This window comes from Pseudomonas sp. MF08875, assembly GCF_059862525.1.
In genome coordinates, this window is sequence record NZ_JCBCUW010000082.1 from 1 (window position 1) to 12,925 (window position 12,925).

11 protein-coding genes and 1 pseudogene are annotated in these 12,925 nt (G+C 58.0%); 5 read left to right on the forward strand and 7 right to left on the reverse strand.

The window, feature by feature from the left end:
* Positions 1-65: 65 nt before the first annotated feature.
* From AC19YT_RS27200 to AC19YT_RS27220, 5 genes are all read left to right on the forward strand, one after another.
* Complete coding sequence (locus AC19YT_RS27200) at positions 66-344, forward strand: integrase core domain-containing protein (RefSeq protein ID WP_500611327.1); 279 nt, start codon at positions 66-68, stop codon at positions 342-344.
* A gap of 84 nt (positions 345-428) precedes the next feature.
* Positions 429-1,595, forward strand: coding sequence for an efflux RND transporter periplasmic adaptor subunit (locus tag AC19YT_RS27205; RefSeq protein ID WP_500599051.1), 1,167 nt, complete (start codon positions 429-431; stop codon positions 1,593-1,595).
* Positions 1,592-4,768 carry an efflux RND transporter permease subunit gene (locus AC19YT_RS27210; RefSeq protein ID WP_095110070.1) on the forward strand — a complete coding sequence of 1,059 codons (3,177 nt, stop codon included), beginning with the start codon at positions 1,592-1,594 and terminating at the stop codon, positions 4,766-4,768. The genes AC19YT_RS27205 and AC19YT_RS27210 overlap by 4 nt, the downstream gene beginning before the upstream one ends.
* Positions 4,765-6,216 (forward strand): efflux transporter outer membrane subunit, encoded by a 1,452-nt coding sequence (locus AC19YT_RS27215; protein WP_500611320.1) that lies wholly within the window; start codon positions 4,765-4,767, stop codon positions 6,214-6,216. Before AC19YT_RS27210 ends, AC19YT_RS27215 begins: the two co-directional genes overlap by 4 nt.
* A 107-nt stretch (positions 6,217-6,323) precedes the next feature.
* Positions 6,324-7,166 carry a DUF8832 domain-containing protein gene (locus tag AC19YT_RS27220; RefSeq protein ID WP_500611321.1) on the forward strand — a complete coding sequence of 281 codons (843 nt, stop codon included), beginning with the start codon at positions 6,324-6,326 and terminating at the stop codon, positions 7,164-7,166.
* Between the two features lie 55 nt (positions 7,167-7,221).
* Here AC19YT_RS27220 and AC19YT_RS27225 read toward each other — a convergent pair whose 3' ends face one another.
* The 7 genes and pseudogenes from AC19YT_RS27225 to AC19YT_RS27255 all read right to left on the reverse strand — a co-directional run.
* The gene (locus AC19YT_RS27225; RefSeq protein WP_095110064.1) at positions 7,222-8,184 is read right to left on the reverse strand and encodes a bifunctional GNAT family N-acetyltransferase/nucleoside diphosphate kinase regulator; all 963 of its coding nucleotides are present in this window, start codon (positions 8,182-8,184) and stop codon (positions 7,222-7,224) included.
* Between the two features lie 313 nt (positions 8,185-8,497).
* Positions 8,498-8,815 carry a DUF2834 domain-containing protein gene (locus tag AC19YT_RS27230; protein ID WP_500611322.1) on the reverse strand — a complete coding sequence of 106 codons (318 nt, stop codon included), beginning with the start codon at positions 8,813-8,815 and terminating at the stop codon, positions 8,498-8,500.
* A 366-nt stretch (positions 8,816-9,181) separates the two neighbouring features.
* Positions 9,182-9,703 (reverse strand): GNAT family N-acetyltransferase, encoded by a 522-nt coding sequence (locus AC19YT_RS27235; RefSeq protein ID WP_500611323.1) that lies wholly within the window; start codon positions 9,701-9,703, stop codon positions 9,182-9,184.
* A gap of 63 nt (positions 9,704-9,766) precedes the next feature.
* The gene (locus AC19YT_RS27240) at positions 9,767-10,693 is read right to left on the reverse strand and encodes an acyltransferase family protein (RefSeq protein WP_500611324.1); all 927 of its coding nucleotides are present in this window, start codon (positions 10,691-10,693) and stop codon (positions 9,767-9,769) included.
* 244 nt (positions 10,694-10,937) lie between these two features.
* The gene (locus AC19YT_RS27245) at positions 10,938-11,333 is read right to left on the reverse strand and encodes a GtrA family protein (protein ID WP_500611325.1); all 396 of its coding nucleotides are present in this window, start codon (positions 11,331-11,333) and stop codon (positions 10,938-10,940) included.
* Entirely contained in the window at positions 11,326-12,291 is a 966-nt protein-coding gene (locus AC19YT_RS27250; protein ID WP_500611326.1) for a WxcM-like domain-containing protein, read from the reverse strand. The genes AC19YT_RS27245 and AC19YT_RS27250 overlap by 8 nt, the downstream gene beginning before the upstream one ends.
* Positions 12,284-12,808 (reverse strand): annotated as a pseudogene (locus tag AC19YT_RS27255) (glycosyltransferase); the annotation flags it as partial. The pseudogene AC19YT_RS27255 and the gene AC19YT_RS27250, both read right to left, overlap by 8 nt.
* Between the last annotated feature and the right edge of the window lie 117 nt (positions 12,809-12,925).

A 12,925-nucleotide genomic window follows, 5' to 3' on the forward strand; every position in this document is an offset into this window, starting at 1 on the left:
CAACATTTCCATGCTGATCACCCTGTGTTCTCCTGCTCGAAAAGTGAGCAGAAGCAGTTGAACACCTGGGTCAGTTTTCAGTCGGCAGAACAGCCTTTACTGGGTCAGTTTTCGGTCAGCGGCAACATCATAGGAGCGTTAATGCGCCGATGGAGCGTGTGTTTCGGAGCCTGAAGACTGAATGGATACAGACCCTGGGCTACAGAACTGCTCAAAAAGCCCAGCGCGATATCAGCTGTTTCTTGATGCATCGGTACAACTGGATTCGACCACATCAGTTCAACGGCGGCCTGGCCCCAGCTCAGGCCGAGAAAAAACTCAACGTCGTGTTCGGGATTAGTTGATCACTACAACTTGACCTTCCCATTGTGGAATGCCGGATAAACCGATAGTCGCGGTTTTTCATGGAATTCCCAGGAGGGTGAACGATGTACGCCAAACCAATAAGCCTGATTACCGGTGCGATGGCCGTGGTGTTGACGCTGGGCGGATGCTCGGACAGCGCACCACCGGCCGCCGCCGCCAAGCCACCCGGTGTGCCGGTGGCCGAGGTGGTTGCGCGGGCGGTGACACCGTTTGTCGAGTACACCGGTTCGCTGACCGCCATCGATCAAGTGGAACTGCGTCCGCGTGTCAGTGGTTATCTGCAAAGTGTCAGCGTGCCTGAAGGGCAATCCGTGGCCAAGGGCAGCCTGTTATTTATGATCGACCCACGGGAGTTCCAGGCGGCGCTGAACGCTGCCAAGGGGCGTTTGCGTGAGGCGCAGGCCAACGCATTGCTGGCCCAGGCCGAGCATGGTCGGGCCGAGCAACTGTTCGCTAAAAAAGTGGTGGCGCGTGATCGTCTTGACACCGCCATCGCCTCGTTGAATGCCGGCAGGGCCCAGGTCGACGCCGCCAGGGCCGCGCTGGATGCCGCACAACTGGACTTGAGCTACACCCGCGTCGCCGCGCCCATCAGCGGGCGTGTCGACCGTGCCCTTGTCACCGAGGGCAACTACGTCACCCGTGGGGTGACGCCGCTGACGACGATCGTTTCCATCGACCCGTTGCATGTGTATTTCGATGTCGACGAGCGCACCTATCTGCGCTCGCTTGCCGCGACTCGGGAGGTTGCCGCGTCCAAAGGGGAAAAGGCCGCCAAGGTCATGGTGGCGATGCTTAACGATGCAAGCTATGCACGCGCCGGGCGGGTGGACTTCCTGGCGAATGCGGCCGACCGCAAGACCGGCACAGTGCGTGCGCGTGCCGTGGTCGACAACCCGGATGGGCGCCTGACGCCGGGGCTGTTCGCCAAGGTCAAGCTGGACACCGGCGCGCCGCAACCCCGGGTGTTGGTGGCCGACCACTCGATTGGCACTGACCAGGGCCGCCGCTATGTGCTGGTGGTCGGCGCAGACGACAAGACCGAATACCGCCCCGTCGAACTGGGGCCGATGGCCGACGGCTTGCGCGTGATTGAGCAGGGCCTGCAACCGGGCGAGCGCATTGTGGTCAAGGGGCTAGTGCGCCCCGGCATGCAGGTGACGCCACTGGCCGCCAGCATTGATGGGGCGCCGTTGGATGCGCCGCTGGTGTTGGGGGGCGTGCAATGAGCTTCCCACGCTTTTTCATTGACCGGCCGATCTTCGCCATCGTGCTGTCAGTGTTGATGATGATCGCTGGCATCGTGGCTTTCTTTCATTTGCCGCTCAGCGAATACCCCGCCGTGACGCCACCCACGGTGCAAGTGACGGCTTCTTATCCGGGCGCCAACCCCCAGGTGATCGCCGAGACGGTGGCGGCGCCACTTGAGCAGGTGATAACCGGGGTCGAGGGCATGCTGTATATGACGTCGCAATCGGCGACCGATGGCCGCATGATCTTGACCGCGACGTTTGCCCAGGGCACCAACGCGGACATGGCGCAGATCCAGGTGCAAAACCGCGTCTCGCGGGCTCTGCCGCGCTTGCCCGAAGAGGTGCAGCGCCTGGGTGTGGTTACGCAGAAGACCTCCCCGGATATCCTCATGGTGGTCCACCTGCTGTCGCCCGACCAACGTTATGACCCGCTCTACATCTCCAACTATGCCTACCTCCAGGTACGCGACGAGTTGTCGCGGATTCCAGGGATCAACGACGTGTTGGTGTGGGGCGCGGGCGAGTACAGCATGCGTCTGTGGCTCGACCCGGACCTGATCGCCGCTCGTGGTTTGACCGCAGGCGATGTAATTACCGCGGTGCGGGAGCAGAACGTGCAAGTGGCGGCTGGCTCGGTCGGCCAGGCGCCAGACTCCAGCGCGGCGTTCCAGGTCACGGTCAATACCCTCGGGCGCCTGACGGACGAGGAGCAGTTTGGCGACATCATCATCCGCACCGGTGATAACGGCCAGGTCACGCGTCTGCGCGATGTGGCCCGTGTCGAAATGGGCGCCGATGCCTACGCGCTGCGCAGCCTGTTGGACGGCGAGCCGGCCGTTGCCTTGCAGATCATTCAGAGCCCGGGCGCCAACGCGCTGGATGTGGCGCAGGCGGTGCGCGATACCATGCAGCGCCTGGAGGCCAATTTCCCCGAGGGCATGGTGTCGCGGATTGCCTATGACCCGACAGTGTTTGTGCGTGCATCGCTGGAGTCAGTGGCCATCACTCTGATGGAAGCGATCCTGCTGGTGGTCCTCGTGGTGGTGGTGTTCCTGCGTAACTGGCGTGCGTCGCTGATCCCGTTGATGGCCGTGCCGGTGTCGATCATCGGCACCTTTGCGGTCATGCATTTGATGGGCTTCTCCCTCAATACCCTGTCGTTGTTCGGCCTGGTCCTGTCCATCGGGATTGTGGTCGACGATGCAATCGTGGTGGTCGAGAACGTCGAGCGACATATCGAGAACGGCGAGGAGCCGACGCAGGCTGCGCGGCGAGCGATGGGCGAGGTCACCGGGCCGATCATTGCGATCACCTCGGTGCTCGCTGCCGTGTTCATCCCGACCGCCTTCCTCAGTGGCCTGCAAGGTGAGTTCTATCGGCAGTTCGCGCTGACCATTGCGATTTCCACGATCCTGTCGGCGGTCAACTCCTTGACCCTCAGCCCGGCACTCGCCGGCCTGTTGCTGCGCCCGCGCGACGCTGCTGTGGTGCATGACCCGCGTAGCCTGCGCGGACGCGCCGCGCACCTGGTGCAAATGCTGAGCCGGCCGTTCCAGCGGGCACCGCAGGCGTATGGCAACACGGTGCGCAAGGTAGCGGGCCGTCGCGGGGCGGCGCTGTTGGTCTATGGCGGCTTGTTGGCGCTGACCTGGTTCGGCTTCAGCGCTGTACCGGCGGGCTTCGTGCCGATGCAAGACAAGTACTACCTGGTAGGCATCGCCCAGTTGCCCAATGCGGCCTCCCTGGATCGTACCGATGCGGTGGTGCGGCAGATGTCGAAAATCGCCCTGGATGAGCCTGGAGTCGAAAGTGTGGTGGCGTTCCCTGGGCTGTCGGTCAACGGCTTCGTTAACGTACCCAATGCTGCCGTAATGTTCGTCATGCTCGATCCGTTCAAGGAGCGTACTTCTCCCGACATGGCTGCGGTTGCCATCGCCGGGCGCCTGCAAGCCAAGTTCGCGAGCATTCCCGACGGTTTCCTCGGCGTATTCCCACCGCCGCCAGTGCCCGGCCTTGGAGTGACCGGAGGCTTCAAACTGCAGGTTGAGGACCGTGGCGGGGTCGGGCTCCAGGCTCTGGTGCAGCACACCCAGGTGCTGATGACAAAAGCCACCGAGTCGGGCCAGGTCGCCGGGTTGATGACCAGTCTGGACGTCAACGCGCCCCAACTGAATGTCGATATCGACCGCACCCAGGTCAAGAGCCAGGGGGTGCGACTGGCGGATGTGTTCGAATCTTTGCAGGTCTACCTCGGTTCGCTGTATGTCAACGACTTCAACCGTTTCGGCCGCACCTACAAGGTGACTGCCCAGGCCGATGCGGACCACCGCATGCAGGCCGAAGCCATCGGCCGCCTGCAGGTGCGTAACGCGGCCGGGGACATGCTGCCGTTGTCGGCGTTTGTCACCGTCACACCGAGTTCCGGACCCGATCGGGTGATTCATTACAACGGCTATCCTTCGGCCGACATCTCCGGCGGAGCGATGCCCGGGGTCAGTTCCGGGCAAGCCGTTGCACTCATGGAGCGCCTGGCACAGGAGGTACTGCCCGAGGGCGTGACCTATGAATGGACGGACTTGACCTACCAGCAAAAGCTCGCAGGGTCATCGGCGCTGTTCATTTTCCCGCTGTGTGTGTTGCTGGCCTATCTGATCCTAGCCGCGCAATACAACAGTTGGTTGCTGCCCCTGGCGGTCTTGCTGATTGTGCCCATGTGTCTGCTCAGCGCGATCATCGGCGTTTGGTTGGTGGACGGCGATAACAACGTGTTTGTACAGATCGGGCTGGTGGTACTGGTCGGCCTGGCAGCGAAAAACGCCATCCTGATTGTCGAGTTCGCTCGCAGCCTTGAGGCCGAAGGCGCCAACCCGCTGGAAGCGGTTATCCAGGCGTGCCAGTTGCGCTTGCGGCCGATCCTGATGACCTCGCTGGCGTTCATTGCCGGTGTGGTGCCGCTGGTGTTTGCCAGCGGCGCCGGGGCCGAGATGCGCCATGCCATGGGGGTTGCGGTGTTTGCCGGGATGTTGGGGGTGACCCTGTTCGGCCTGTTCCTGACGCCGGTGTTCTACGTGGTGATGCGCAACCTTGCGCTGCGCTTACAGCGCAAGGGTTCGAGTTCGAAGCTGCAGCTGGAGGAGCGCGTGTCATGAAACTGGCCTATCAAGCGTTTCTGTTGTCGTCGCTCCTGCTGGCTGGCTGCGCCGCAGTCGGGCCCGATTATTCCGCGCCGGTGTTGCCCGCCGCGCAACGGCCGGCGAGCTTCGGCGCGCCCATTACCGGCCTTGGTACGGGCGATGTCGAGGTGCAGTGGTGGCGTGTGTTCGATGAGCCGGCCCTCAGCCAATTGATCCAGCAGGCGCTGGCGGCCAACCACGATATCGGCATCGCCGCCGCGCGGCTCGACGAAGCCAAGGCGATGTTGCGCGAGAGCCGCCAGGGATTCTTGCCCAGCGGCGGTGCTGCCCTCGGTTATGAACACCGACGGCGCAGCGAGGTCGAGACCCCGTTCGGCCAGCAGCGCTCACAGGAAACCACTCGCGCGGCCGTAGATGCCGCCTGGGAGATCGACTTGTTTGGCCGTGTCCGGCGCTCGGTGGAGGCGGCGCAGGCCCAGGCGGGATCGCGCCAGGCATTGCTGCGCAGCGTGCAGGCGAGCGTCGCCGCCACCGTCGCCGCGACCTGGTTCGAGCTGCAAGGGGTCGAAGCCGAGCAGGCGGTGGTGGCGGACATCAGTCAAAGCCAGCGCGAGAGCCTGGGCCTGGTGGAGCACTTGGTCAGCGTAGGCGCCGCCACTGAATTCGATCGGCTGCGGGCCGAGGCCTTGCTGCGCAATGTCGAGGCGGTAGCACCTGGCCTAGAGCGGCGTCGGGCAACCACCACCAACGCGTTGGCCGTACTACTGGGGCAGGCGCCACAAGGGTTCAAGCCACCGCTGGCCCGGCCCGGCCGTGAGACCTTGAACCTGCGCACCCTGCAGGTGGGCGACCCGGCCGGCTTGCTGGCCCGGCGTGCCGATATCGCAGCAGCCGAACGTGTGCTGGCGGCCGAGACCGCGCAGATTGGCGTGGAAACAGCCGGTTTGTATCCGGATATCCAGGTGCAGGGTTCCATCGGTCTGCTGGCCGGAAGCCTCGGCGCCTTGGGCGACTCGGGCATGCAGTCGAACTTTATCGCACCGGTTATTCGCTGGTCGCTGTTGGACACTGGGCGCGTACGTGCGCGGATCGCCGCCAGCGAGGCGCGTACCCAGGCGGCATTGATTAGCTACGACCAGACCGTATTGCGCGCCCTGCAAGAAACCGATGACGCGTTCCAGGCCAACAGTGCAGCAGGCAGCACCCTGGGCTTGCGACTGTTGGAGGCGGCGGCCAATCGTGAGGCGGCGAGGTTGGCCCGCACGCGTTTCACGGAAGGTGAGGGGGTGTATCTGGACGTCCTGGAGGCCGAACGTGCGGACTTCAGCAGCCGCCGCGCACTGACCGTGGCGCGCACCGAGCAGCGCTTGGCGGTGGTCGGCATCTACAAGGCATTGGGCGGTGGCTGGCAGATCTGCGAGCAGGCGGGGCAGGTGTGCAGCGGTGCTGCGGCACTGCGCTAGACACCGTTGTTGTACCCAAGCGCCGCGCCTGCGGTGTTCGGCGAAGGACGGCTAGGCGGCAGATTTCCTGGCGCCAGCCACCATTTATTGAATAAGGAGTAACCCATATGGATACCAAGCAAGTTCTGACCGTTGGCCTGGCAGTGGTAGGCGCGGCGACAATGCCGACGATGGCAGCCCAGGAAAGCATCAAAGGCACGTTCGCGCTGCCCGGCGAGAGCGAAAAGACGGTGGGCGCGCTGATCGTCAAAGAAACCGGCCCACTGACACGTGAGTTGTCGATCGCCTTCACCGATAAGGCCACCGGTCAACCGATCGTGCAGTTTGACGAAGAACTCACCCAGCGCCTTCATGTGTTGGCGACCGACAGCCATTTCACCAGTTTTATCCATGAGCATGCGGCCAAGCTGGGCGCTGACGGTCGCTTCAAGGTCGCGATGAAATTTCCCCAGCCCGGGACCTATTACGTCTATGCCGATGCCGTGCCGAGCGGGCTCGGCCAGCAGGTAGTGCGCTTTGAGGTGCCGGTGCAGGGCGGCACCGATCCGGCGGCCCAGGCGCCGGCCAAACCGGAGCAAGGCAGTGATGGCCCCTACACGGTCAAGTTGGACACTTCGGCCCTGCGTGCCGGCAGCGAAAGTATGATGTCGCTGACCGTGCTCAAGGACGGCAAGCCTGCCCAGGACCTGGACACCTACCTGGGGGTGGCGGCCCATGCGGTTTTCGTCAGTACCGATGAGCTGGACTATGTGCATGCGCATGCCATGGCGGCGCCGATGCCGGGGCAGGTCGCCCACGGTGGTCATGGTGACCCGGGCGCGGTGTCGGCGCAGTTGATGCTGCATGCCAAGCCCGCGCATGCGGGGCCTTATGCCTTGTGGATTCAATTCAAGGGTGGCGACAAAATTCGTACCGTGCCTTTCCTCGTGACAGTCCCCGCAGCGTCCTGAAGCCTCCCACCGGCATCCTCGCGCCTGATGGACGAACACTGAGCTAAAGGCGCAGTTATAGGTGGAAGTCGCCCGCAGCCTCCGGCTGGTAAAGCACTTTCCTGATCTCAATCCGGCGGGTCCGATCAGAAATTCGCCAGTCGATGGCGTCCCCCTCCTGATAGCCCAGGATGGCGGCGCCGATGTCGGAGCACACGGAATACTTGCCGGCGTTGCTGTCCGCGTCTTCAGGGTAAACCAAGGCCACTTCGATCTCTTCGTCGTCCAGTTGCAGCAAGGCCCTGGAGTTCATCGTGACGACATTGCACGCCACCTGCTGCGGCTTGACGACAATGGCTCGCTCAAGCTCATGTTCGAGTTCAACAACGGCGGAGCCTTGCTCGAGCACGATCAGACTCTCGAGCTTGGCCTTGTCGATTTCAGTGATGTAGATCCTGGTGGAGTCGCCCACGGCACCTTCGCGCAAGAACTGGAGATAGCGCCCCGCCGTCATGGAAAATGACTTCAATGTCGGCGTTTCGCTCTCAAGCAGAAAGCCGCTGCGCAGAAAGGCTTTCAGCGAGCGCGCGTTGTCCGGGTGGATCTTGGCGATGAGCTTCTCGGCCCGCATGTCGAGGAAGGCCAGCTTCATGCCTTCGCGGATCGTCCGGGCCCCAAGGTTTCGGCCCCATTTGTCGCTGTCTCCGATGACCAGAACTATCTCGCAATTTGCGCCGGTCTTGATGAGACGGACAAAGCCCACCGGGGCATCATGCCGATCATAGGCCATGAAGAATCGGCCGCCCCGGTTGAATAGATGGGTCAGGATCGGCGATTGAGTCCTATCGACGACTTGCTCGATAGAGCGGGAGACATGACGCGAATCGCTCAGATAGCAGGTCACGCGCTCATCCTCCAACCAATCCATCAGCGTCAGCGCGTGCGCCCGAGTAATTTCAGGGCACAGCGAAATGAAAGGCTTGTTCATCTTCACCACACTTATTTGTAAAGGATGAAAGCCCTTCATGGCTTTGGCCATGACGGTTCTTTCGGCAACCGACTATGTTAAGACATAACGCGAGTAATGCCGAACAGGCAGCCGTGAATTGAACGCTCTAGTAGAGGGAGGTAGTAGGTTTTCAAGAGGCCGAGTACGGCTTCAGGAGCAGGGATGTGGCGTCTCCAGATGCCCAACGTTGCCCACATGCAACACCACCACTCGCGTGGTCATCAATCGAAGCCCAGGTTCAAGTCTCTTTGGACGTGCCGGTCGTTTGGCTGTGGGGCACACTCAAGAGTGATCCGATTTATCAACGTGCTGTATCTCAATCAACGCCTGCACACAGAGGCGCTCAGGGCTTATCAGGGGGGGCTTTAAAACCTTTTACCACGATATAGAGCAGCGGACCGATGCTGACGAAAACCATCGTGAGCAGAATATAGGGCAACACCGACACCAGGGTTTTACCTCGGGCGCGCGCATCCCTAGTCATCCACATACAAGCCAGGGCAGCCATCAGATAAAGGTCTATCACCACTTGGGCGGTGTCTGGCCGCGACATCAAATGCAGGCCGAACTGCAACAACGATTGCTCGGCGTTCAGCAAGGTGAACACTGTGTAGGTAGTAAAACCCACTAACGCAAACAGAGCCGGATAAGGCGTGTTCATGGTGCTCCCCTCAGGTTGGGAGTGTTGCAGAGATTGATTGGGCTGAGGCGTGCACAGATGCCACTCAGGCCTTGAGGGGAAAGGGGCAAGCGATCCAAACCGCGGGCTTGGCGGTAACAACGCTCGCTGTAACTTGGCGCGATGCTCGTCAATGCCCGCTCGTGGTCGGGCAGAACTAATGGCAGATTGCTCATGACTGAAGCCTGGGTGAAGGGTTGAAGCAGCGAGGCTAAGCCTGTGTGCTCCAAGCCTCAATGATCTGTCAGGTCATAGACATTCATGGGTGCTGCTAAAACTTCTCCACAATCGTGGTGCCCAGACTGCGCGCAGGGAAGGGCGGGGCCTAGAGTAGCTGGCAAGTTTCGGTTAGGAAATCTTGCTGGATAGCTTGCTTCGGGTAACAGCAACCGCTTCTTTAGTTATTTCGAAAAATAACTCTATATCGTTTTCTCCCGTTTGGACCGCTCCCATTTTTTGATGGAAGGAGACAACCTTTGAATTTCCCTTTCTGACCTCAAAGTGCGATTTGTTAAGTTTGAGGATGTCGAATGCAAATCGGTACACTAAAAATGCACTTTCTAATGCGGAGTATGGTGTTTTGTCTTCATTTAGTATCCAGCTGCCCCACGTGAATGAGTCACCTTTGAAATCATAAAGTCGAACCGTCCCGCACGGTGTGCCGTCGTTTCTTTCAATAATAAAATAGTACTGAAGTTTTTTATGTTCATCGTTTTTGTAAGATGCTATCCACTCTCGTTGCATTTCAATGTTGGGTGTGACGGTGGACAGGAATTGATTGTATCTTTCGTCCACTCTAAGCTTAAGGATGAATTCGGCATCGGCGCTTTCAATTAGTCTTAGTCGTATGGATTTTGACTCAAGTCGCATGTCTAATATTCTCTTGGTCATGAGCAGAGGTGATATTTTTAAGATGTAGTGGTTGTCCGATGGTTATGTGGCTAAGGAACGAGGCATGTCTTTGCCGTTTTTATTGCGGAGTTTACTAATGACTTTTCGCCCGAGAGTCGCGCCAGGCTTCTCGATAGCTATATGAGTTACATAACAGATCAGCAAAAGAGCGAGAACTATTTGTATGCCCTGAGGAAGGAGTGTAATTCCGATCCGTTCAGCTAATTGGTTTAGATAGCTCCACAGCCAGTTGTGAAAAATATAAACTGAGTAGGTAAGTTCGGATAATAGTCGAGCTGCCGGACCGCAAGTTAATTTTTCGCGCAGGCACCACGCGGCGGTGAATAAAATTATTGCAAATAGAGCGTAGTTTGAATTGCTCCAGTTAGGTTGTATTTTTGCTATGAGGAGCAAAAATGATATGAATATAAAACCAGCTGCTGCAGTGCCATATTGTCGACTGATGAGTTTGTGTTCGCAAAGATAAATGAGTGAGCCAATTAATAGGAAGGGCCCGTAAAGATTCAGGTATCCAGTACTCCAGGCGGTGAAGGAGGGGAATGGTTTGGCAGCGGAGAGCAGGGCGGTGCAGGCTACGTATACAATTGGGAGTAGTGCAGGTTTGCTGAGTAGCCCAGCTTTTTTGAGGGCGGCCATAAATAAATAGAAAAGTACTTCTACTCGAAGGGTCCACTCTACTCCGGCGAGAGCATAGTTGGTGTCGAAAAAATCCCCAATCAAAAACAAGCGCGGGATTATTATGGATAGGGAGGGGAGGGCAATACCTTGGGCCACCCATCCAAAGAGCATTTCGGTGAGGATGGCAAAAATATAAAGAGGGTAGATTCTAAATGCTCGTTTAATAAGAAAGTCAGTCGGTGACTCTTTTTGTAAAACGTGAGTTATTATATATCCGGAGATAAAGAAGAAGACGACCACGCCGGCAGCGCCACCGCGACACAGGGGCATTATGCCTTCTATGAAGTAGCGGATGGTTATATGGAGGCTGGGATCTTGTGCCCATGCTGCTAGTGTGGGGTAAAATTTATGTCCAAAAGGCGAATATTCGCATCAGGTCCAGAAAGTCTATGCGACTTTGTATGTGCTTTTTGCTATTCATTTCTCTGGTCCGATTATGATGTGGTTATTCGCGGGATGGGGCGTTCTGGACTTGCCGTTGGTTTATATCTTGCGTATGCAATCCGTCTTCATGTCATGACGTATTGCGTTTCATAAAGGCTATTTTCGATAACGCAAATGTAGCGGGTAGCGTTACGATAATGGCAATGAGCGGGGCAATCTCCGGTCTCTGGCCTAGCCAGGAGACCCAAATCCATAAAATAGCAGCACTCATGAGGTATTGAACGATGTAGGGGAGTGGGAGAAGTAGTAGCGATTGTGCCCCTCTATGACTTTTGAATACAAAAAAACGATTGAGAAAATAAGATAAAGCTACGCCGGTAATATAAGCAATGGCGTAGCTAAGTTGATAGCTGGCTACTTGTAGAAGGGCGAGATAGAGCGCGTAGGTCAGGGCGGTATTAAAACCGCCCGACAGTAAAAAGCGTGCGAACTGAATGCGTGAAAGCCTTGCCAGTAACTCATGCATCGAGCGTAACTCTTTTTTTGCTGACCAATTCGGCGAAGTCGTCGTAATTTCTGATGTAGTCGGATGAGTCGTAATAATCAGAGGCGAAGACCATGAGGACCGCGTCACTGGAGTACCGGTACTGAATACCCCATGTCATGGGTGGCAAGTAAAGCCCCAAGTTGGGTTTGTCCAATATCAGCTCTTCACGGTTTTCTCCATCGTCAGCTACAACATGGATAGTGCCTTTGATTGCAACGAGGAACTGATGGCATTTGTGGTGAGCATGTTCGCCGCGGGTTTCTGCGGTAGGAACGCCATAGACCAGAAAGTAGCGTTGGGCAATGAAAGGAATTTCACGGTTGAACTCACCTACCGACAGATTGCCACGAATGTCAGTCACTTCGTTCATGTTGTGAAGGGTCACGCCCTTTACAGAAGTGGCGGTGACGGCTGCTGTTGAAGGCAGGATCGATGAGTTACTGGTCGTGCCATTGGGTTTTGCGTCAACATAACCGATGATTTTCGCGGGGTTGCCTTCCACGATCGCGTTCGGTGGGATTGATCGGGTGACCATCGAGCCGGCACCAATCATCGCGTTTACGCCGATGGTGATGCCGCCCAGGATGGTCGAGTTAGCCCCAAGTGACGCGCCCTTACGGACAATGGTTCTCGAATCACCCAGAGGGTGTGCCGCGGCTGTAGGGAACCGATCGTTGGTGAATGTCACATTGGGACCAACGAAGACGTCGTCTTCGATGGTCATGCCGTCCCACACTTGAACGCCGCATTGCAGGATTACCCGATCGCCGATAACAACATCATCTTCAATGAATACGTTATTGCATACCTGGGTTTCACTGCCGATGCGGGCACCGGATGACACATGGGAAAAAGCCCCGATGCTTGCACCGCGGCCGATGTGCTGCGATTCGCACAGCCCTTTGTCATGAACGAAGTAGTTTCTTGGATTACTCATGCTCTGCCCCGAAGCTATCGATACGCATAGGAATGGCCAGTGGCCGGTTCTTCGTGTTCTCGTAGGTGCGCCAGGCGTACGATCCGACGATACCGAGGCCTAGCAGGTTCAGGCAGCCCAGGAAGCTAATCATGAGAATGGTCATGGCGTAACCTGGCACATCGATCGAGCCATGCAGTTTAGCCGCTAGCACGATCAAGCTGATGGCCGCAGCCAATGCGGCTCCGCTGGCGCCTACCCGGGTCAGTAAACGTATCGGTAAGTCGGTGAAGGAAAAGATGCTGTCCATCAAGTAATTCACTTTCTTGCGCATCGTCCAGGCGGACTTGCCGTGCTGGCGCTCTTTGCGCGAATAGCTGACAGTTTCTCTGCGGAAACCTAGCCAGAAAATCTGCGCAATAAGAGAGCTGTGTCGTTCATCCAGCGTCAGTAGGGTGTCTCGAAATGCCTTATTACAGGCAAACATGTCGACACCGCCAGGGGGAATCTCCGGAACGACATAACGGCGCCTGAATTCATAGAATAAGCGCAACGCTTGAAACGAGAGGCAGAGAGCCAGCCACCGGTAGAATCCAGGCTCTCACACCGAAGGATTCAAGCGCAGATGACTACGCATTACCGGCAGCTGACTCAG

Excerpts from the sequence above, each read along its gene's own strand:
- AC19YT_RS27245 (WP_500611325.1), bottom strand. The coding sequence starts at position 11,333 with ATGCATGAGTTACTGGCAAGGCTTTCACGCATTCAGTTCGCACGCTTT.
- AC19YT_RS27205 (WP_500599051.1), top strand. The coding sequence starts at position 429 with ATGTACGCCAAACCAATAAGCCTGATTACCGGTGCGATGGCCGTGGTG.
- AC19YT_RS27220 (WP_500611321.1), top strand. The coding sequence starts at position 6,324 with ATGGATACCAAGCAAGTTCTGACCGTTGGCCTGGCAGTGGTAGGCGCG.
- AC19YT_RS27250 (WP_500611326.1), bottom strand. The coding sequence starts at position 12,291 with ATGAGTAATCCAAGAAACTACTTCGTTCATGACAAAGGGCTGTGCGAA.
- AC19YT_RS27225 (WP_095110064.1), bottom strand. The coding sequence starts at position 8,184 with ATGGCCAAAGCCATGAAGGGCTTTCATCCTTTACAAATAAGTGTGGTG.
- AC19YT_RS27230 (WP_500611322.1), bottom strand. The coding sequence starts at position 8,815 with ATGAACACGCCTTATCCGGCTCTGTTTGCGTTAGTGGGTTTTACTACC.
- AC19YT_RS27210 (WP_095110070.1), top strand. The coding sequence starts at position 1,592 with ATGAGCTTCCCACGCTTTTTCATTGACCGGCCGATCTTCGCCATCGTG.
- AC19YT_RS27235 (WP_500611323.1), bottom strand. The coding sequence starts at position 9,703 with ATGCGACTTGAGTCAAAATCCATACGACTAAGACTAATTGAAAGCGCC.
- AC19YT_RS27215 (WP_500611320.1), top strand. The coding sequence starts at position 4,765 with ATGAAACTGGCCTATCAAGCGTTTCTGTTGTCGTCGCTCCTGCTGGCT.
- AC19YT_RS27240 (WP_500611324.1), bottom strand. The coding sequence starts at position 10,693 with ATGCCCCTGTGTCGCGGTGGCGCTGCCGGCGTGGTCGTCTTCTTCTTT.